The 19,889-nt window shown below is 73.4% G+C and carries 15 protein-coding genes and 1 tRNA gene; 12 read left to right on the forward strand and 4 right to left on the reverse strand.

From position 1 onward, the window contains the following. Positions 1 to 164: 164 nt before the first annotated feature. Positions 165 to 1,508 carry a UDP-N-acetylglucosamine 1-carboxyvinyltransferase gene (gene murA / locus AB0761_RS23645; RefSeq protein WP_377271134.1) on the reverse strand — a complete coding sequence of 448 codons (1,344 nt, stop codon included), beginning with the start codon at positions 1,506 to 1,508 and terminating at the stop codon, positions 165 to 167. 284 nt (positions 1,509 to 1,792) lie between these two features. Here murA and AB0761_RS23650 point away from each other — a divergent pair, with 284 nt between their 5' ends. The 6 genes from AB0761_RS23650 (at position 1,793) to AB0761_RS23675 (ending at position 9,400) form a co-directional block, all read left to right on the forward strand. Next, positions 1,793 to 2,371 carry a YqgE/AlgH family protein gene (locus AB0761_RS23650; RefSeq protein WP_377271135.1) on the forward strand — a complete coding sequence of 193 codons (579 nt, stop codon included), beginning with the start codon at positions 1,793 to 1,795 and terminating at the stop codon, positions 2,369 to 2,371. 75 nt (positions 2,372 to 2,446) lie between these two features. Continuing rightward, positions 2,447 to 2,743: a DUF3039 domain-containing protein gene (locus tag AB0761_RS23655; protein ID WP_055591007.1), complete on the forward strand. Its 297-nt coding sequence runs from the start codon at positions 2,447 to 2,449 to the stop codon at positions 2,741 to 2,743. 52 nt (positions 2,744 to 2,795) lie between these two features. After that, a complete protein-coding gene (locus AB0761_RS23660; protein ID WP_377271136.1) occupies positions 2,796 to 4,433 on the forward strand; it encodes a beta-N-acetylhexosaminidase in 1,638 nt (545 codons plus the stop codon). 475 nt (positions 4,434 to 4,908) lie between these two features. Next, positions 4,909 to 5,805, forward strand: coding sequence for an FAD binding domain-containing protein (locus AB0761_RS23665; RefSeq protein WP_377271137.1), 897 nt, complete (start codon positions 4,909 to 4,911; stop codon positions 5,803 to 5,805). Beyond that, positions 5,802 to 6,989: a (2Fe-2S)-binding protein gene (locus tag AB0761_RS23670; RefSeq protein ID WP_377271138.1), complete on the forward strand. Its 1,188-nt coding sequence runs from the start codon at positions 5,802 to 5,804 to the stop codon at positions 6,987 to 6,989. The genes AB0761_RS23665 and AB0761_RS23670 overlap by 4 nt, the downstream gene beginning before the upstream one ends. Next, the gene (locus AB0761_RS23675; protein WP_377271140.1) at positions 6,986 to 9,400 is read left to right on the forward strand and encodes a xanthine dehydrogenase family protein molybdopterin-binding subunit; all 2,415 of its coding nucleotides are present in this window, start codon (positions 6,986 to 6,988) and stop codon (positions 9,398 to 9,400) included. Before AB0761_RS23670 ends, AB0761_RS23675 begins: the two co-directional genes overlap by 4 nt. Before the next feature lie 149 nt (positions 9,401 to 9,549). Here AB0761_RS23675 and AB0761_RS23680 read toward each other — a convergent pair. Together AB0761_RS23680 and AB0761_RS23685 are read right to left on the reverse strand one after the other, a co-directional pair. Then, positions 9,550 to 9,621: transfer RNA gene (locus AB0761_RS23680), tRNA-Cys, on the reverse strand. Between the two features lie 273 nt (positions 9,622 to 9,894). Then, positions 9,895 to 10,779, reverse strand: coding sequence for an alpha/beta fold hydrolase (locus tag AB0761_RS23685; RefSeq protein ID WP_377271141.1), 885 nt, complete (start codon positions 10,777 to 10,779; stop codon positions 9,895 to 9,897). 198 nt (positions 10,780 to 10,977) lie between these two features. Between AB0761_RS23685 and AB0761_RS23690 the strand changes: the two genes are divergently transcribed. The 4 genes from AB0761_RS23690 to AB0761_RS23705 all read left to right on the forward strand — a co-directional run bounded on the left by AB0761_RS23690 (position 10,978) and on the right by AB0761_RS23705 (position 16,473). Continuing rightward, positions 10,978 to 12,468 (forward strand): MFS transporter, encoded by a 1,491-nt coding sequence (locus tag AB0761_RS23690; RefSeq protein WP_377271142.1) that lies wholly within the window; start codon positions 10,978 to 10,980, stop codon positions 12,466 to 12,468. A gap of 221 nt (positions 12,469 to 12,689) precedes the next feature. Further along, positions 12,690 to 14,474: a DEAD/DEAH box helicase gene (locus AB0761_RS23695; protein WP_377271144.1), complete on the forward strand. Its 1,785-nt coding sequence runs from the start codon at positions 12,690 to 12,692 to the stop codon at positions 14,472 to 14,474. Between the two features lie 521 nt (positions 14,475 to 14,995). Further along, entirely contained in the window at positions 14,996 to 15,640 is a 645-nt protein-coding gene (locus AB0761_RS23700) for an IclR family transcriptional regulator (RefSeq protein ID WP_055586752.1), read from the forward strand. A 29-nt stretch (positions 15,641 to 15,669) separates the two neighbouring features. Then, the gene (locus tag AB0761_RS23705; RefSeq protein ID WP_377271146.1) at positions 15,670 to 16,473 is read left to right on the forward strand and encodes a S16 family serine protease; all 804 of its coding nucleotides are present in this window, start codon (positions 15,670 to 15,672) and stop codon (positions 16,471 to 16,473) included. 25 nt (positions 16,474 to 16,498) lie between these two features. Here the strand turns inward: AB0761_RS23705 and AB0761_RS23710 are convergent, their stop codons facing one another. Further along, positions 16,499 to 16,987, reverse strand: coding sequence for an Lrp/AsnC family transcriptional regulator (locus tag AB0761_RS23710; protein WP_377271148.1), 489 nt, complete (start codon positions 16,985 to 16,987; stop codon positions 16,499 to 16,501). A 176-nt stretch (positions 16,988 to 17,163) separates the two neighbouring features. Between AB0761_RS23710 and hppD the strand changes: the two genes are divergently transcribed. Both hppD and AB0761_RS23720 read left to right on the forward strand, forming a co-directional pair. Continuing rightward, a complete protein-coding gene (gene hppD, locus AB0761_RS23715; RefSeq protein WP_377271149.1) occupies positions 17,164 to 18,312 on the forward strand; it encodes a 4-hydroxyphenylpyruvate dioxygenase in 1,149 nt (382 codons plus the stop codon). A gap of 165 nt (positions 18,313 to 18,477) precedes the next feature. Then, on the forward strand, positions 18,478 to 19,842 hold the full coding sequence (locus tag AB0761_RS23720) for an FAD-binding oxidoreductase (RefSeq protein ID WP_377271150.1): 1,365 nt from the start codon (positions 18,478 to 18,480) through the stop codon (positions 19,840 to 19,842). The last annotated feature ends 47 nt before the right edge of the window (positions 19,843 to 19,889 follow it).

Genomic DNA, 19,889 nt, shown 5'->3' on the forward strand with positions numbered 1-19,889 from the left:
CGGCGGCCAGCCGCACCCGGGGGTCGGCCGGGGGTGTCCCGCAGCAGTGCCGGGGGCCGGGGCCGACGGGCCGGACAACAGCTCGGCCCCCAGGACCCGATCGGGTCCTGGGGGCCGGTGTCGGCCGGGCCCCGAGTGTCCCCGGGGCCGGTGGTGATGCGACGTCAGGAGGCTGCGGCAGCGGCCGGTTCGGGCAGCTCGATGCTGGCGCCGAGGGCCCGCAGCTTGTCCATGAAGTTCTCGTAGCCCCGGTTGATCAGGTCGATGCCGTGCACCGTGGAGGTGCCCTGGGCGGCGAGGGCGGCGATCAGGTACGAGAAGCCGCCGCGCAGGTCGGGGATGACCAGGTCGGCGCCCTGGAGCTTGCTGGGGCCGGAGACCACCGCGGAGTGCTGGAAGTTGCGGCGGCCGAAGCGGCAGGGGGTGCCGCCCAGGCACTCGCGGTAGAGCTGGATGTGCGCGCCCATCTGGTTGAGCGCGGAGGTGAAGCCCAGCCGCGACTCGTACACCGTCTCATGGACGATGGACAGGCCGGTGGCCTGGGTGAGGGCGACGACCAGGGGCTGCTGCCAGTCGGTCTGGAAGCCTGGGTGGACGTCGGTCTCCAGGGCGATGGCGTTGAGCTCGCCGCCGGGGTGCCAGAAGCGGATGCCGTTGTCGTCCACCTCGAAGGCGCCGCCGACCTTCCGGAAGGTGTTGAGGAAGGTCATCATCTCCAGCTGGCGGGCGCCGCGGACATAGATGTTGCCGTGGGTGGCGAGGGCGGCGCAGGCCCAGGAGGCGGACTCCAGCCGGTCCGGCAGGGCGCGGTGGTTGTAGCCGCCGAGCCGGTCGACGCCGGTGATCAGGATGGTGCGGTCGGTGCCCATGGAGATGATGGCGCCCATCTTCTGCAGGACGCAGATGAGGTCGACGATCTCGGGCTCGATGGCGGCGTTGGTCAGCTCGGTGACGCCCTCCGCCAGGACCGCGGTGAGCAGCACCTGCTCGGTCGCGCCGACCGACGGGTAGGGCAGCGCGATCTTGGTGCCGCGCAGCCGCTGCGGGGCGGTGAGGTAGAGGCCCTCGGCATTCTTGTCCACCACCGCGCCGAACTGGCGGAGCACGTCGAGGTGGAAGTCGACCGGCCGGTCGCCGATGTGGCAGCCGCCCAGGCCGGGGATGAAGGCGTGGCCGAGCCGGTGCAGCAGCGGGCCGCAGAAGAGGATCGGGATCCGGGAGGACCCGGCGTGGGCGTCGATGTCCGCGACGTTGGCGCTCTCCACGTGCGAGGGGTCGAGGATCAGCTCGCCCTCCTCCTCGCCGGGGCGCACGGTGACACCGTGGAGCTGGAGCAGGCCCCGGACGACCTTGACGTCGCGGATGTCCGGGACATTGCGCAGCCGGCTCGGCTCATGGCCGAGCAGCGCGGCGACCATGGCCTTGGGCACGAGGTTCTTCGCGCCTCTGACTCGGATCTCGCCCTCGAGCGGGGTGCCGCCGTGGACAAGCAGGACGTCGTCGGTCATGTCTCTCGCATTCCCGGGTGTGCGGTCGGTGCGGGGTGATGCTCGTACGGTGGAGGTCGGCTGGGGGACGTGCCGAAGCGTCGACAGCCCTCCGCACGATGAAGATGGTAATGGTCCGCCCCGTGGTTCCCTCGTGGCGTGAAGGGTCCAAGGGGCTGTTGAAACCCCGCTGGTCGGCGGATTCGGTGTGATGTATGTCACATTGGCTCTCGATCGGGCGGGTCGTCCGCCGGCGTCTACCCCCGGCCGCGTCGGCTACCCGTGCGGCCCGCCCATGCGGGATCATGTCCTGCATGACCGAGGTCTCCTCGCTCACCGGACGGCTGCTCGTAGCGACGCCCGCGCTGACCGACCCCAACTTCGAGCGGGCCGTGGTGCTCCTCCTCGACCACGACGAGGAGGGGTCGCTGGGGGTCGTGCTGAACCGGCCCACCGCGGTGGACGTCTCCGCGGTGCTGGCGCCGTGGGCGGATCTTGCGGGCGACCCGGCCGTGGTCTTCCAGGGCGGCCCGGTCGCGCTGGACTCGGCGCTGGCCCTGGCCGTGGTGCCCGGGGAGCCGGCGGCCGAGGACCCGCTGGGCTGGCGGCGGGTGCACGGTGCCATCGGCCTGGTGGATCTGGAGGCCCCGCCCGAACTGCTGGCCGCCGAGCTGGGCTCGCTGCGGGTCTTCGCGGGGTACGCCGGCTGGTCGCCCGGGCAGCTGGAGGACGAGCTGATCGAGGGCGCCTGGTACGTGGTGGAGTGCGAGCCCGGCGACGTCTCCTCGCCCGATCCGGGCCAGCTCTGGCGCTCGGTGCTGCGCCGGCAGCGCGGCGAGCTGGCGATGATGGCCACCTATCCGGACGACCCGACCATGAACTGAATCCGCCCGTCCGCCGCGGCGCGGTGCCGCCGGGCCTGGCGGCGACCGGGGGTGGGGCGCCTAGACTTGGGTCGTATGAGCACTCTCGAGCCCGAGCGCGGTCACGGCACCGGCACTCTCGTCGAGCCGACCCCCCAGGTGTCCAACGGGGACGGCGACCACGAGCGCTTTGCGCACTACGTCCAGAAGGACAAGATCATGGAGAGCGCGCTCTCCGGATCGCCGGTGGTCGCACTCTGCGGCAAGGTGTGGGTGCCGGGCCGCGACCCCAAGAAGTACCCGGTCTGTCCCATGTGCAAGGAGATCTTCGAGTCCATGCCGCTCGGCGGCGGGGACAAGGACAAGAGCGGCAAGGGCGGCGGCAAGGCCTGACGGCCACGGGCCGGTCTGTGCCGATCCCGCGCGGCGGGGCAGGATGATCCCCATGGACCTGGTACCTGCCCCGCTGGACGCCCATCGGTACGGGGATGGCAAGTGCATCGCCCTCGGACCGGACACCGCGCTGTGCGCCGGCCCCGGAGCCGAGCAGGCCGAGCGGTGGCTGCGCGCCGAGCTGGCCGCCGCCACCGGCTTCCGGCTCGCCCCGCAGGAGCAGGTGGAAGGCCATGCCATCCGGCTGGCCGTGCACCCGCTGGTGACCGAGGAGCTGGGCCCCGAGGGCTACCAGATCCGTGTCTCGCCCAATGGCGCGGACATCTTCGGCGGTGGCCCGGCCGGGGTCTTCTGGGGTGCCCAGACCCTGCGCCAGCTGCTGGGTCCTGACGCCTACCGCAGGGCCCCGCTGGCCGGGCGCAGCTGGCACCTTCCCGTCTGCCAGATCCAGGACGCGCCCCGCTTCGGCTGGCGCGGCCTGCTGCTGGACGTGGCCCGGCACTTCCTGCCCAAGTACGAGGTCCTGCGGTACCTGGACCTGATGGCCGCGCACAAGCTCAACGTCCTGCATCTGCACCTCACCGACGACCAGGGCTGGCGGATCGAGATCCGCCGCCACCCCCGGCTCACCGAGGTCGGCGGCTGGCGCGAGCGGTCCATGGTCGGTTTCCGCGCCGGAGAGCGCCGTGACGACCGGCCGCACGGCGGCTGGTACAGCCAGGACGACCTGCGGGAGATCGTCGCGTACGCCGCCGAGCGGCAGATCACCGTCGTCCCCGAGATCGACATCCCCGGGCACTCCCAGGCCGCCATCGCCGCCTATCCGCAGCTCGGCAACCACGACGTGGTCGACACCGCCGCTCTGCGCACCTGGACCGACTGGGGCGTCAACCCCAATGTGCTCAATGTCGAGGACGCCACCCTGCGCTTCTACGAGGAGGTGCTGGAGGAGGTACTGGAGATCTTCCCGTCCCCGTTTGTGCACCTCGGCGGCGACGAGTGCCCCAAGGACCAGTGGCGGGCCAGTCCGGCGGCCCAGGCGCGGATCAGCGAACTGGGCCTGGCGGACGAGGACGAGCTGCAGAGCTGGTTCATCCGGCACTTCGACCGCTGGCTGACCGCGCGCGGGCGGCGGCTGACCGGGTGGGACGAGATCCTCGAAGGAGGACTGGCGGAGGGCGCCGTGGTGTCCTCCTGGCGCGGGTACGCGGGCGGGGTGGCGGCCGCACGGGCCGGGCACGACGTGGTGATGTGCCCGGAGCAGCAGGTCTATCTGGACCACCGGCAGGCCGAGGGCGACGACGAGCCCGTCCCGGTCGGCTATGTGCGCACCGTCGCGGACGTCTACCGCTTCGAGCCCGTCCCGCCGCAGCTGCGGGAGGACGCCGACGCCGCCCGGCATGTGATCGGCACCCAGGCCAATCTGTGGACCGAGATGGCCGAGGGCCCGCGGGAGGTCGACTACCGGCTGTTCCCCCGGCTGGCGGCGTTCGCCGAGGTCGCCTGGTCGCAGCTGCCGGCCGATCCGGGCGAGCGGGACCTGCCCGGCTTCCAGCAGCGGCTGGCGGGGCATCTGGCCCGGCTGGACGCGCTGGGCGTGGAGTACCGGCCGCCGACCGGCCCGCACCCCTGGCAGCGGTGGCCCGGCGTGGTCGGACGCCCGATCGACGGGCCTCCCCCCAACGTGTGATCGCAGAGCACGGCTCCGCCGGGCCGCGCACCGCGCGACGGGTGCGGGACGTCGTCCGGCGGACGTTCCCGGGGTGCCCCGGGCCGTGCACCGGCGCAGGCCGCCGGCCGCCGGCCGCGGACCGGGCCGGCCGCGGACCGGAACCCGGCGGGTCCGGGCAGGTGCCGGGTTCCCGCACCCCGGGCGGCGGATCGGGGGCTTCCGCCGGTGCGTAGGCTCGGGTCGGGCACGGCCGGGAACTGCCGGTACGGCCCGGCCGTCGGTAGGGGTGAGCGGTGTGTGCCCGGATTGCGGGGGCTTCGGTGTGCCGGGGCACCGCGGGAGCGGCAGAGCGCTCCGGCACCCCGCAAATGATCACCGCGGATTGTGTGCCAGAGTTTCCCCGCCCGCGGGGTTTCCACGTACCGTACGGGCGGAGAAGGGGCGGCGTCGTGACTGAGCAGAGCGCGGTGACAACAGGGTGAACCGGACCATCATGCTTCCGGCCACACTGGACGAGGCCGTCCAGGCGCTGGCCGCCGTGCCGGCCGCCGTGCCGGTGGCCGGCGGCACCGATCTGATGGGCGCCGTCAACGCCGGACTGCTGCGGCCTCCCGCCCTGGTCGGCCTGGGCCGGATCAGCGAGCTGCGGGGCTGGCGCTACGAGGACGGCGGCACCGCGGTCCTCGGCGCCGGACTGACCCACGCCCGGATGGGCCGCCCCGACTTCGCAGCGCTGATCCCCGCACTGGCGGACGCGGCCCGCACCGCGGGCCCCCCGCAGATCCGCAACTCCGGCACCCTGGGCGGCAACATCGCCACCGCCGACCCGACCGGCGACACCCTCCCCGTGCTGTCCGCGCTGGAGGCCGGTGTCACCCTGACCGGGCCGGCCGGCTCCAGGGAGGTCCCGGTCAGCCATCTGCTCACCGGCCTCGACCCGATCCGCCCGGGTGAGCTGCTGGGCTGGGTCCGCGTCCCGCTGCTGCACGCCCCGCAGGTCTACCTCAAGGCCACCGGCCGCAGCGGCCCCGCCCGCGCCACCGCCTCCGTCGCCCTGGTGCTGGATCCCGCCCGGCGTGCGGTCCGCTGCGCCGTCGGGGCCGTCGCCCCGGTGCCGCTGAGGCCGCTGGAGGCCGAGACCTGGGTCGCCACCTGCATCGACTGGGACGGCGAGCGGGGCATAGACCCGGCCGCACTCACCGCCTTCGGCGAGTACGTCGCCGGCGCCTGCGTCCCCGATCCGCAGACCCTCGCCGACCAGCTGGGCACCCGGCCACCCGGCACGGACGACGGGACGTCCGCCGCCGGGGGGCCGCCCGCCGCCGCCCAGCGGCTGCGGCGTACGGTGGCGGTCCTGGCCCGACGTGCACTGGGGAGGGCACTCAAGTGACGGACCACCCGACCCTCTCCGGCGGGCAAGCCGGCGACGGTGCGCAGCCGTTCGAGACGCAGCCGTTCGAGACGCAGCCGTTCGAGGCGATGCCGGACGGCACCGGCGAGCGGCCCTGCGCCTCGTACACGCTGCGCGTCAACGGCGGTGAACGGCCGGTGGCCGACGCCTGGATCGGCGAGAGCCTGCTCTTCGTGCTCCGTGAGCGGCTGGGGCTGGCCGGCGCCAAGGACGGCTGCGAGCAGGGCGAGTGCGGTGCCTGCTCGGTGCAGGTCGACGGGCAGCTGGTCGCCTCCTGCCTGGTGCCCGCGGCGCTGGCGGCGGGCAGCGACATCCAGACCGTGGAGGGGCTCGCGCCCGACGGCGCGCCCTCCGATGTGCAGCAGGCGCTCGCGGTCAGCGGGGCGGTGCAGTGCGGCTACTGCGTGCCCGGTCTCGCCATGGCCGTGCACGACCTGCTGCAGCGCAACCACCGGCCCAGCGACGTGGAGGCCCGCGAGGCGCTCTGCGGCAACCTGTGCCGCTGCACCGGCTACCGCGGGGTGCTGGACGCGGTCCACTCGGTCGCCGAGGCCCGTACCGCGGCCGTCGCCGCGCTGGAGGCCAGGGCGGAGCAGGAGGCGGAGGCTGCGGCGGCCGAGCAGCAGGCCCCGGCACCCGGGCCCGTCCCGGCGGAACCGGCCGGTTTCCCGGCGGCCGCCGCCGCGGTCCCGTACGACCAGGAGCCGGACCTCGCCCCGGTGTACACCGAGATCCCGCCGCAGCAGTTCGCCGAGCCGCTGCCCGACCCCGCGACGGTGGCCCAGCCGGCCGCCGCGCCGGTCGACCCGCTCTTCGGCCCGCTGGACGCCGTCCTGGAGGCCGCCGTCCCGAACCAGCAGCAGCCGATGCACAGCGCACCGGCGGGCTACGGCACCTACGGCACCTACGCCCCCGACCCCTACGGCACCGGCGTCTACGCCGAGCAGCCCTATGGCGAGGGCGCCTACCGCCCCGACCCCTACCGGCAGAGCCTCGGCGCCGACACCGCCCCCGTGCCGGTCCTCTACACGCCCGACGGCCAGGCGGCCTACGATCCGGCGCACGGCCTGGGCCCGCAGTACGGCGCACCACCGGACCACGGGACGCCGCCGCACGGCACCCCCGCCCACGGCATCACGCTCCCTGAGGACGACCGCGCATGACCTCCCCCACCGACACCGCGGCAGGCGCCTCCGGATCCGCCCCCGAGCCCGGCAGCGCGGTCGGCGGCGCGCTCGGCGGTCTGCCGGGTGCGGCCCCCGCCGACCCCGTCACCGCCGACCTCGCGGCGGAGCAGACCGAGCCGGAGCCCGAGCCCTTCGGCCTGGGTTCCTCCCCGGTCCGTGCGGACGCGCTGCCCAAGGCGCTGGGCAGCTACCCGTACGCCGCCGACCTGTGGGCCGAGGGGCTGCTCTGGGGCGCCGTCCTGCGCTCCCCGCACCCGCACGCCCGGATCGTCGCCGTGGACGCCTCGGCCGCCCTGGCGCTGCCCGGTGTGCACGCCGTGGTCACCGCGGCCGACCTGCCCGCCGACCATCAGGGCCGGATCGCGGGCTCCCCGCACGGCCCGGTGATCGCCGACCGCCCGGTACTGGCCGCCGACGTGGTCCGCCACCAGGGCGAGCCGATCGCGGCCGTCGCCGCCGACCACCCGGACACCGCACGGCTGGCGGCCGCCGCCATCGCCGTCGAGTACGAGGTGCTGGAGCCGGTCACCGACCCGGAGAAGGCCTTCCACGCCGCCCCGCTGCACCCGGACGGCAACCTCTTCCGCCATCTGCCGCTGCGCTTCGGCGACCCCGAGGCGGTCGGGGAGGTCGTGGTGGAGGGCCTGTACCAGGTCGGCCGCCAGGACCCGGCGCCGATCGGCGCCGAGGCGGGACTGGCCGTCCCCCGCCCCGACGGGGGTGTGGAACTGCACCTGGCGTCCACCGATCCGCACGGCGACCGCGACCGCACCGCCGCCTGCCTCGGCCTGGAGCCGGACCGGGTGCGGCTGGTGGTCACCGGGGTGCCGGGCGCCACCACCGACCGCGAGGACCTCTCCTTCCAGGTCGTCCTGGCGCTGCTGGCGCAGCGCACGGGCCGTCCGGTGAAGATGGCGCTCAGCCGCACGGAGTCCTTCCACGCCCACGCCCACCGGCATCCGGCGCTGCTGCGCTACCGCCACCACGCCGACGCGCTGGGGCACCTGGTGAAGGTGGAGGCGCAGATCCTGCTGGACGGCGGCGCCTACGCCGACGTCTCCAGCGAGGCGCTGGCGGCCGCCGCGGCCTTCTCCGCGGGGCCCTATGTGGTGCCGCATGTCTTTGTGGACGCCTGGGCGGTGCGCACCAACAACCCGCCGGCCGGCCGGATGCGCGGCGAGGGAGCGCTGCAGGCCTGCTTCGCCTATGAGTCGCAGCTGGACAAGCTGGCCGCCAAACTGGGCGTCGACCCGCTGGAGATCCGCCGCCGCAATGCGATGGCCACCGGCGACCTGATGCCCACCGGACAGGCCGTCACCTGCCCCGCGCCGGTCGGCGCGCTGCTGGACGCGGTCGCCGCCGAGCCGCTCCCGCCGCTGCCGGTGGACGAGCCCGACACCGAGTGGCTGCTGCCCGGAGGTCCGGGCGGTGCCGGGGATCCGGCGGCGGTGCGCCGCGGGATCGGCTATGCGGTCGGCATGGTGCACATGCTGGGTGCCGAGGGTGCCGACGAGGTCTCCACGGCCACCGTGCGGATCAGCGGCGAGCAGGCCACCGTGATCTGTGCCGCGGTGGACACCGGACAGGGCTTCACCACCCTGGCCCGGCAGATCGTGCAGGAGGTGCTGGGCGTCACCGACGTCTGGATCGCCCCCGTCGACACCGACCAGCCCGCCGCCGGGCCGACCTCGAGGGGCCGGCAGACCTGGGTGTCGGGCGGTGCGGTGGAGAAGGCCGCGCTGATGGTGCGGCACCAGCTGCTGCAGCCCATCGCCGCCGACTTCGGGATGTCCCCGGAGCTGCTGCAGATCGCCGACGGCAAGATCACCTCCTATGACGGCGTGCTCGGCATGCCGGTGAGCGAGGCGCTGGAGGGCAAGGAGCTCTGGGCCACCGCCCAGTGCCGCCCGCACCCCACGGAGCCGCTGGACGACGCGGGGCAGGGCGACGCCTTTGTCTCGGTCGCCTTCTGCGCCATGCGGGCGGTGGTGGACGTCGACATCGAGCTGGGCGCCGTGCGGGTGGTCGATGTGACGGTCGCCCAGGATGTCGGCCGGGCGCTCAACCCCCGGCAGATCGAGGCCCGGATCGAGGCCGGGGTCACCCAGGGCGTGGGCCTGGCGCTGCTGGAGGAGTTGCAGGCCGAGGACGGGCGGCTGGTGAACCCCTCCTTCGCCGGCTACCGGCTGCCCACCGCGCTGGACACCCCGGAGGTGCGGATCGCCGCACTGCTGGAGGAACGGGACGTGGTGGCGAGTTTTGGTGCCAAGGCAGCCGGGGCAGCACCCGCCGTGGTTGCCCCGGCCGCCGTGGCGGCTGCCGTCCGTGCTGCCACGGGACGGCCCGTCACCCGCCTTCCTGTCCGGCCGCAGGACGCCGTCGTCTGACCGCCGTGCCGGCGCTCCTGCGGGCTCTCACCACACCGTTGCCCGTATGTACGCGGGCGGCCCGCATGTGGTTCAACCCGTTCCCAGGGAATGCCGAATTGCCGGTGGGCGGAATTCGCCCACCGGCTGGAAAATTCGGCGGAAAACAGAGACCGTGACCGGGATCGAACCGGTGTAAACCGCTTTGCAGGCGGTTCCCTGAACCACTCGGGCACACGGCCGGGAGGGGTGGTGCGGCGGAGAAGGGTGAGCAGGCGCCTCAGGCGCAACAGACCGCGGGACGACACGCGGTGGGACAACAGCTGTCGGCGCACCGGGCACAGGTGCAGCGTGTCGTGGTGACCGCCGTCTTCCTGTCCATCAGCCGACTCCTGTCCTTGATTCCGTTGTATTCATCATAGGGGGCGCGGCCGCTGTCGCGTCAATACCTGCCGGGAAATCAATTCACATGATCCGCTGCCGCAATACTCCGGCGGCTGCCCCTCGTCGGGCCGTCAGGCCGCGCCGGGCCGCCCGGCCAGCAGAAAACCGGTGACGGTGCGCCGGAAGTCCTCCGGTTCGTCGACCCACGGGTAGTGGCCGCAGCCGGCCAGGGTCATGTGGTGCCCGTTCGGGAACTGCCCCGCCACCACGGCCCCGGCGGCCACCCCGCTGGCGCCGTCCCGGTCGCCGGTGACCACCAGCACCGGTGCGGCCAGTGCACCGAGGGCGTCGGTGACGCCGCGTCGCACCGCCTCGTCCACGCCCTGCCAGAAGGCCGCCCGGGGCACCGGATGGAGCTGGGACACCTCGGCGGCGGCGTGTGCCCGCTGCCGCTCCCCCCAGTGGCCGTAGGTGCCGGGCGCCACCCGGGTCAGCAGTCTTTTGATCTCCGCCAGTTCATGGGCGTCGGCCAGCCGCTCCAGGGCCGCCACCGCTTCCGGGTACCAGGGCTCCCCGGGGCGGCTGTGGAAGATCTCCTGGGCGTCGGTGGTGGGCCGGTCCTGCAGTCGGGTGCCGGGGGTGACCAGCACCAGATGGCTCAGCCGCCCCGGATGCCGCGCCGCGTACGCCTGCGCCACCACGGCCCCCGCGGAGTGGCCGAGCAGGGCGAACCGCTCCAGGCCCAGATGCTCGCGGAGCGCCTCCACATCCTCGGCCAGCCGGGGGAAGGAGTACCCGGCCGGATCGGTGGCCGCCACGGACTCGCCGGTGCCGCGCAGGTCGGGGAGGACCAGGGGCAGTTCGCGGTCCAGGCCGCCGAGGTCCTCCAGGTAGGCGGCGTCCCGGCCGGGTCCGCCCGCCAGGCAGACCAGTGTCGGCGCGGCCGGGTGGTCGACCGCCGGGCCGAGGGTGCGATAGGCGAGAGGAGTGCCGTCGTAGGACTGATAGCGCGCCATGGACATGCATCCTTCCGGTCCGTGCGGGGGGCGGCGGGTGCCGCCACGCCGGGCCGCGCACCCGGCGCCCGTACGGGGGTCCTTCGGGTGGCTGCGCCGGGGGGCCGCGAAGCGGTCCGGCCCTAGGACCGGAGACCGAGCGGAGACAGGACAACAGGTCAGGATCAAACACTGCTTTGAGGCCTTACCCTGAACAGCATGACCACAGCCTCCTCACCCTCCGCCGATCAGCGCCCCGACGATCTCCTCGCCGGATCCGGCAGCGGCCTCGGCGGGGCGGCGGAGGACCTCCCCGGGGTGATGGGCGGCCCCTACCGGGCGCTCACCCTCGGCATCGTCTCCGTGGTGCTGCTGATCGCCTTCGAGGCGACCGCCGTCAACACCGCGATGCCGGTGGCGGCCGAGCGGCTGCACGGGCTGGGCCTCTATGCCTTCGCCTTCTCCGGGTTCTTCACCACCAGCCTCTTCGCGATGGTGGTCTCCGGTGAGTGGTGCGACCGGCGTGGCCCGCTCGCCCCGCTGTTCACCGGCATCGCGGTCTTCGGCGGCGGCCTGCTGGTCGCCGGGACCGCGGTGAACATGTGGCTCTTCGTGGCGGGCCGGGCGATCCAGGGACTCGGCGCCGGACTGGTGATCGTGGCGCTCTATGTGGTCGTCGGCCGCGCCTTCCCGGAACGGCTGCGCCCCTCCGTGTTCGCCGCCTTCTCCGCCTCCTGGGTGGTGCCCTCGATCATCGGCCCGGCGGTGTCCGGCACGGTCACCGAGCATCTCGGCTGGCGCTGGGTGTTCCTGTCGATCCCGGCGCTCATCCTGCTGCCAGTGGCGGTGATGGCCCCCGCGCTGCGCAGGGCCGAGCGGCAGAGCGGCGTCACGCCGTTCCCCGGCGGCTCGCTGGACGGCCGCCGCATCCGGCTGGCGCTGGCCGTCTCCGCAGGCGCGGGGCTGCTGCAGTACGCAGGGCAGCGGCTCGACCTGATCGCCCTGCTGCCCGCGGCGGCCGGTGCGGCGCTGCTCGGTCCGGCCGTCGCCGGACTGCTGCCCCGCGGCACCCTGCGCGGTGCCCGGGGGCTGCCCACCGTGATCCTGCTGCGCGGTGTCGCCGCGGGGGCGTTCTTCGCCGCGGAGGCGTTCATCCCGCTGATGCTGGTCACCCAGCGCCATCTCTCGCCGACCCTGGCCGGGCTCTCCCTCGCCAGCGGCGGCCTCAGCTGGGCACTGGGCTCCTGGGTGCAGGGGCGTCCCTGGGCCGGCCGGCACCGCCACGCCCTGATACGCATCGGCCTCCTGCTGACCGCGGCGGCCATCGCGGGCGCGGCGCTGGCGCTGGTCCCGGCGATGCCGGCGGCCGTGGTCGCCTGCGCCTGGGCGCTGGGCGGCGCCGGGATGGGGATGGCCGTGGCCTCCATCAGTGTGCTGATGATGAGTCTGTCCGCTCCGGACGAGGCCGGCGCGAACTCGGCCTCCCTCCAGGTCAGCGATGCGCTCGGCAACATCCTGCTGGTCGGCCTGGCCGGGGTGCTGTTCTCCGGGCTCGGCGGTGCCGCGGTCGCCCATGGCTCCGGCGGTACCGGGACCGGCTCCACCGGCGGTTTCGCGGTGATCTTCATGGTGATGACCGGGGTGGCCCTCCTCGGGGCCGCGGTCTCCGGCCGCGTCCGGCCGGCGGCCCCGGCCCTCGACCCGCACTGAACCGGCGGCCCCGGCTCCGGGGATACCGGGAACCGTGCCCACGCCCCGCGGGACCGCTCGCCCCGCTGTGACCAGGCACACTCCGGCCGGCTGCCGCGAGGCCGCGCGCTTCGGCCTGACGACGGCGGCGAGCCCGGTACCCTGGGCAGGTCGTCCAACCGCTGCTGACTCGGTGATACGCCGCTGACCTGCGCTTATACCCGACGAAACCCTCGGAGACCGTGAGTACCGCGACCGCATCCCACCACCTCTCCCCGGCCTTCCCCGGACGCGCCCCATGGGGCACGGCGGGGAAGCTGCGTGCCTGGCAGCAGGGGGCCCTGGACAAGTACGTCGAGACCCAGCCGAGGGACTTCCTGGCGGTCGCCACCCCGGGCGCGGGCAAGACGACCTTCGCCCTGACGCTGGCGTCGTATCTGCTGCACAACCATCTGGTGCAGCAGATCACGGTGGTCGCACCGACCGAGCATCTGAAGAAGCAGTGGGCGGAGGCGGCGGCGAGGATAGGCATCCGGCTGGACCCGGCCTACTCCTCCGGGCCGCTGTCCCGCGACTACCACGGCATCGTGGTGACCTACGCGGGCGTGGGCGTCAACCCGATGCTGCACCGCAATCGCACCGAGGGCCGCAAGACCCTGGTGATCATGGACGAGATCCACCACGCCGGTGACTCCAAGTCATGGGGCGAGGCCTGCTTCGAGGCCTTCGAGCCGGCCACCCGGCGACTCGCCCTCACCGGTACGCCCTTCCGCTCGGACACCAACCCCATCCCCTTCGTCACCTATGACGCAGGTGGTGACGGCATCCGCAAGAGCGTCGCCGACTACACCTACGGCTATGGGCACGCGCTGTCCGACCATGTCGTCCGCCCGGTGATCTTCCTGTCGTACAGCGGCAACATGCGGTGGCGCACCAAGGCCGGCGACGAGATCGAGGCCCGCCTCGGCGAACCCATGACCAAGGACGCCATCGCCCAGGCCTGGCGGACCGCGCTCGCCCCGCAGGGCGAGTGGATGCCCAATGTGCTGCGGGCCGCCGACCGGCGGCTCACCGAGGTGCGCAAGGCCATCCCCGACGCGGGCGGACTGGTCATCGCCTCCGACCAGACCGCCGCCCGTGCCTACGCCAAGATGATCCGTGAACTCACCGGGCACAAGGCCACCCTGGTGCTCTCCGACGAGGCCGAGGCCTCCCAGCGGATCTCCGACTTCGCCGCCGGCGACGACCGCTGGATGGTCGCGGTCCGCATGGTCTCCGAGGGCGTCGACGTGCCGCGGCTCGCCGTGGGCGTCTACGCCACCTCCATCTCCACCCCGCTCTTCTTCGCCCAGGCGGTCGGACGGTTCGTCCGCGCCCGCAAGCGGGGCGAGACGGCGTCGGTCTTCCTGCCGTCGGTGCCGATGCTGCTGGGCTTCGCCAATGAGATGGAACTCCAGCGGGACCATGTGCTGGACCGGCCCAAGCGGGAGAGCGAAGGGCTCTTCGACGAGGAGGACGCCCTCGTCGCCCAGGCCAACCAGGCCAAGGACGAGCCCGACGGCGAGCAGGAGGGGCTCTCCTTCGAGGCGCTGGAGTCGGACGCGGTCTTCGACCGGGTGCTGTACAACAGCATGGAGTTCGGCATGCAGGCCCACCCCGGCAGCGAGGAGGAGGAGGAGTACCTCGGCATCCCGGGGCTGCTGGAGCCGGACCAGGTGCAGATGCTGCTGCAGAAGCGCCAGCACCGGCAGATCCAGCGCAGCAAGGGCAAGCCCGCCGAGGAGGCGGACCTCCTCGAACTCCCCGCCGACAAGCGGCCCGTGGTCACCCATCAGGAGCTGCGGGAGCTCCGCAAGGAGCTCAACGGCCTGGTCGGCGCCTGGCACCACCGCACCGGTCAGCCCCACGGCACCATCCACAACGAGCTGCGGCGTGCCTGCGGCGGTCCGCTGACCGCCCAGGCGACGGCCGGGCAGTTGAAGGCGCGGATCGCCAAGATCCAGGAGTGGGCGGTCCGGCCGGGCTGATCCCCGGGCCGGGGCGGGAGCTCCGCAGGACCTCGGACGCCGCCGGGCCGGCCGTCCCCGCGGTCCGGGGGAGCGGTGACCGGTCCGACGGTCCGGCACGGGAGAGCAGCGTCCGGGAAGCTGTGCCGACGGCTGCCCGCGGTCCGGCGGAGGGCTCGAGGTACGGATCGCGCTGCCGGCGGCGCCGCGTACCGCGCCCGTCTGACGCGGCGGCATGCCGCCGCTCGGTACGTGTCCGAACTCCGGACCCGGCTTGGCTGCAGGACACGAAAAGGTCTCGGTGGTCCGATGTTTCGCCCGGGATGTCCTGGAACGGGGCCGCCTCAGATCTCGATCATGACCGAATTTTGGACAACCACTTCCGCTGAGTGCATCCGGCTCACTACCTTTCGTGGACGCTCCCCGAGGGAGTGCTGAAGGGCCGACGACGCCGACGACGCCGTCACCGACCCGTGCGCGTCCGATCGGAGCCCCGCCGCCCCGTCGGGCCCCGGTGACCGCCGCGGAAAGGAACGAGCGTCGTGACCGCTGAGACCTCCCAGACCCTTGACCGGGGAGTCAGGGTCCTCAAGCTCCTCGCCGACTCCGAGCGGGGCCTGACGGTCACCGAGCTCGCCGGTCGACTCAGCGTCAACCGCACCGTGGTGTACCGGTTGCTGGCCACGCTGGAGCAGCACGGCCTGGTCCGACGTGACATCGGCGGCCGGGCCCGGGTCGGCCTCGGCGTACTGCGGCTCGCCCACCGCGTCCACCCCCTGCTGCGGGAGGCCGCGCTGCCCGCGCTGCGCAGCCTGGCCGAGGACCTCGGCGCCACCGCGCATCTGACCCTGGTCGACGGCAGCGAGGCACTGGCCGTCGCCGTCGTCGAGCCCAGCTGGACCGACTTCCACGTGGCCTACCGGACCGGACTGCGCCACCCGCTGGACGAGAGCGCCGCTGGCCGGGCCATCCTCGCCGCCCGCGGCAACGGCCACCGGCCCGAGCCCGGCTTTGTCATCACCCGCGCCGAGGAGCAGTCCGGAGCCTGCGGCGCGGCCGCCGCCCTGGTCGGGCTCAGCGGCATCGAGGGCAGTGTCGGCGTGGTGATGCTCAGCGGGCTCGTCCCCGAGCGGGTGGGCCCGAGGGTGGTGGAGGCGGCCACCGAGGTCGCCGACGCACTGCGCTGAGCTGCGTCGGGGCCGCGCACTGTGTTTTGATGCCGGACGTGCCTGCCGTCATCGCCTCGCCCCGTGCCCGCGCCCTCGCGCTCTGTGCCCTGCTGCTCGCCGCGCTCTACGCGGTGGCGGCGCTCGCCCCGCTGCCGTACACGGTCATGCAGCCCGGGATTACCGCCGACACCCTCGGCAAGTACCGGGGCGTCCAGGTGATCGCAATCAGCGGCCGGCCGGTCCGGCAGACCACCGGGCAGCTGCGGATGACCACCATCGAGGCCACCCCGCCCGGCGAGCGGATCAGCCTGCTGCACGCCCTGGCGGCCTGGCCTGACCCCGACCGGGCCGTCGTCCCCAGCGAGGCCGTCTACCCGGCCGGGCGCTCCGTCCGGCAGGTGGACCTGCAGAACACCGCCGAGATGCGGCAGTCCCAGGACGCGGCCACCGCTGCCGCGCTCCACCACCTCGGCCTCCAGCCCGACCAGGTCAAGGTCACCCTGCACCTCGCCGACGTGGGCGGGCCCAGCGCCGGACTGCTCTTCACCCTAGGCATCATCGACAAGCTCGCCGGGGACGGCAGCGGCGGCGACCTCACCGGGGGCCGGGTCATCGCGGGCACCGGCACCATCGACTCCGCGGGGCGGGTCGGGCCGGTCGGCGGTGTCGCACTGAAGACGCAGGCCGCAGCGCGGGACGGCGCCACCGTCTTCCTGGTGCCGCGTGCCGAGTGCTCCGAGGCCAAGGTCAACACCCCCAAGGGCCTGCGGCTGATCCCGGTCGACACCCTGGACGGCACGCTGGCCTCCCTTGCCGCCCTCCGCAGCGGCGGGCGCCTCCCCACCTGCTGACCGCCGCACCGCCCGCGGCCGCTGCTCAGCGCGGCTCCGGCGGCGCCGAGGCCTGGTCCACCAGGGGGAGCACCCGGTACGGCACCGGGTTCTCCAGGGCGATCGCGGTGGACGCCCGGACGATGCCCTCGAACCCCACCACCCGGTCGATCACCCGCTGCAGATCCGCGTTGGAGCGGGCCACGATCCGGCAGAGCATGTCCCCCTGTCCGGTGATGGTGTGCATCTCCAGCACCTCCGGCACCGAGGCCAGATGGGCCCTGACCGACCGGCCCTGCCCCTGGGAGATCTCCAGGGTGGCGAACGCGGTCACCGGATAGCCCAGCGCGGCCGGCTCCAGCTCGGGGCCGAAGCCGCGGATCACCCCCCGGGAGCGCAGCCGGTCCAGCCGGGCCTGGACGGTGCCGCGGGCCACCCCCAGGCGGCGGGAGCACTCCAGCACGCCGATCCGGGGCTCCTCGGCGAGCAGCCGGATCAGCCGGCCGTCGAGGCGGTCCAGTGCGGTGTCGTCCATGGGGGGCTCCGATCAGTGCGCAACCTGTACAGGAATGCTGCCCCGATCGAGATGGCGCTGTACAGAGTGCCCACCGGTTTCGCGAACGGTTGCGCAACGGTATGAGCGGCGTCACGGTAACCCCACACAGCTGTACAGCCGGGTACCGGACGCGTACGCCCCACAGGGAGACCGCCATGACCGACACCACCTCGCACGCCGTTCCCGCGCACGCCGGGCAGGCCGACCCCTTCCCGGTGCGCGGGATGGACGCCGTCGTCTTCGCCGTCGGCAACGCCAAGCAGGCGGCGCACTACTACTCCACCGCCTTCGGCATGCGCTGTGTCGCCTATGCCGGCCCCGAGACCGGCAGCCGGGAGACCGCCTCCTATGTGCTGGAGTCCGGCGGTGCCCGCTTTGTCTTCACCTCGGTGGTCAAGGCGGCCACCGACCACGGCCGCTTCCTGGCCGGGCATGTCGCCGAGCACGGCGACGGCGTGGTCGACCTGGCCATCGAGGTGCCCGATGTGCGCCACGCCTACGCCTACGCCGTCGAGCACGGTGCGACCGGCCTCGCCGAGCCGTACGAGCTCAAGGACGAGCACGGCACCGTGGTGCTGGCTGCCATCGCCACCTACGGCCAGACCCGCCACACCCTGGTGGACCGCTCCGGCTACGACGGCCCGTACCTGCCCGGCTACGCCGCCCGGGAGCCGATCACCACGCCCCCCGCACGCCGCTTCTTCCAGGCCGTCGACCACTGCGTCGGCAATGTGGAGCTCGGCAGGATGGACGAGTGGGTGTCCTTCTACAACCGGGTCATGGGCTTCACCAACATGAAGGAGTTCGTCGGCGACGACATCGCCACCGAGTACTCGGCGCTGATGTCCAAGGTGGTCGCGGACGGCACCCGCAAGGTGAAGTTCCCGCTCAACGAGCCGGCGATCGCCAAGAAGAAGTCCCAGATCGACGAGTACCTGGAGTTCTACGGCGGCCCCGGCGTCCAGCACATTGCGCTGGCCACCAATGACATCGTGGCCACCGTGCGGGCCATGCGGGAGGCCGGGGTGGAGTTCCTGGACACCCCCGACAGCTACTACGACACCCTCGGCGAGTGGGTCGGGGAGACCCGGGTGCCGCTGGCGGAGCTGCGCGAGCTGAAGATCCTCGCCGACCGCGACGAGGACGGCTACCTGCTGCAGATCTTCACCAAGCCGGTCCAGGACCGGCCGACGGTCTTCTTCGAGATGATCGAGCGGCATGGCTCCATGGGCTTCGGGAAGGGCAACTTCAAGGCCCTCTTCGAGGCCATCGAGCGTGAGCAGGAGCGGCGCGGCAACCTCTGAGAGGCCGACGGCAGGCTCTGGGAGATCAGCGGCAACCCCTGAGAGATCAGCGGCAACCCCCTGAGAGATCAACAAAGGGCCGCCGAGCTCTTGTCCCGGCCTGCGACTCACGGAAGAGTTGCAGGCCGGGACGGCGAACGCAGCACGCAGGAGGACGGCACAGCCATGAGCGACCTGGTGGAACTGCTCCTTGAGGGCCTGCCGCGCGACTCCGTCGCCACCGACCCCGACATCACCGCCGCCTACCGGCGCGACATGGCGGGGTTCTGCGAGGCGGGGGTCCCCGCGGTGGTGGTCCACCCGACCACCGTCGAGCAGGTCCAGCATGTGATGCGCACCGCCACCCGGCTGCGGGTCCCCGTGGTGCCGCAGGGCGCCAGGACCGGCCTGTCCGGAGCGGCCAACGCCGTCGACGGCTGCATCGTGCTGTCGCTGACCGGAATGGACCGCATCCTCGACATCGACCCGGTGAACCGCACCGCCACCGTCGAGCCCGGTGTCGTCAACGCCGCACTCTCCCGGGCCGTCGCCGAGCATGGGCTCACCTACCCGCCGGACCCCTCCAGCTGGGAGTCCTGCACCATCGGCGGCAACATCGGCACCGGATCCGGCGGCCTGTGCTGCGTCAAGTACGGGGTCACCGCCGAGTACGTCCTCGGGCTGGACGTGGTCCTCGCCGACGGCCGCCTGCTGCACACCGGGCGCCGCACCGCCAAGGGGGTCGCGGGCTACGACCTCACCCGGCTCTTCGTCGGTGCCGAGGGCACCCTGGGCGTGGTCGTCGGGGCCGTCCTGGCGCTGCGCCCCGCCCCCGCCCCGCAGCTCGCGCTGGCCGCCGAGTTCCCCTCGGTCGCAGCGGCCTGCGACGCCGTCTGCGCGGTGAGCGCCGCCGGGCACACCCCGTCGCTGATGGAACTGATGGACCGCACCACCGTACGGGCCGTCAACGCCATGGCCCGGATGGGACTCCCGGAGAGCACCGAGGCGCTGCTGCTGGTCGCCTTCGACACCCGGGATCCCGCCGCGGACCTCGCCGCCGTCGCGGAGCTCTGCCGCACCGCGGGGGCCACCGAGGTGGTGCCCGCCGACGACGCCGCCGAGTCCGACATGCTGCTGCAGGCCCGGCGGTTGGCGCTGCCCGCGCTGGAGCGGATGGGCACCACCATGATCGACGATGTGGCGGTGCCCCGCTCCCGGCTCGCCGACATGCTGGAGGGGGTCGCCGCCATCGCCGACCGCCATGACCTCACCATCGGTGTCTGCGCCCACGCGGGCGACGGCAACACCCACCCCGTCGTGGTCTTCGACCCGGCGGACCCCGCCGCGGCCGCCCGGGCCCGGGAGTCCTTCGACGCCATCATGGCGCTCGGGCTGGAACTGGGCGGCACCATCACGGGCGAGCACGGTGTGGGCCTGCTCAAGAAGGAGTGGCTGGCCCGTGAACTGGGGCCGGTGGGGCTGGAGTTGCAGCGCGGCATCCGCGAGGTCTTCGACCCGCTGGGCATCCTCAACCCCGGCAAGGTGCTCTGAGCCGGGTACCGGCCGGGGGTCGACGGCCGGGGGCTGCCGGCCGGGGC

Source organism: Peterkaempfera podocarpi (assembly GCF_042466665.1).
Classification (GTDB): domain Bacteria; phylum Actinomycetota; class Actinomycetes; order Streptomycetales; family Streptomycetaceae; genus Peterkaempfera; species Peterkaempfera podocarpi.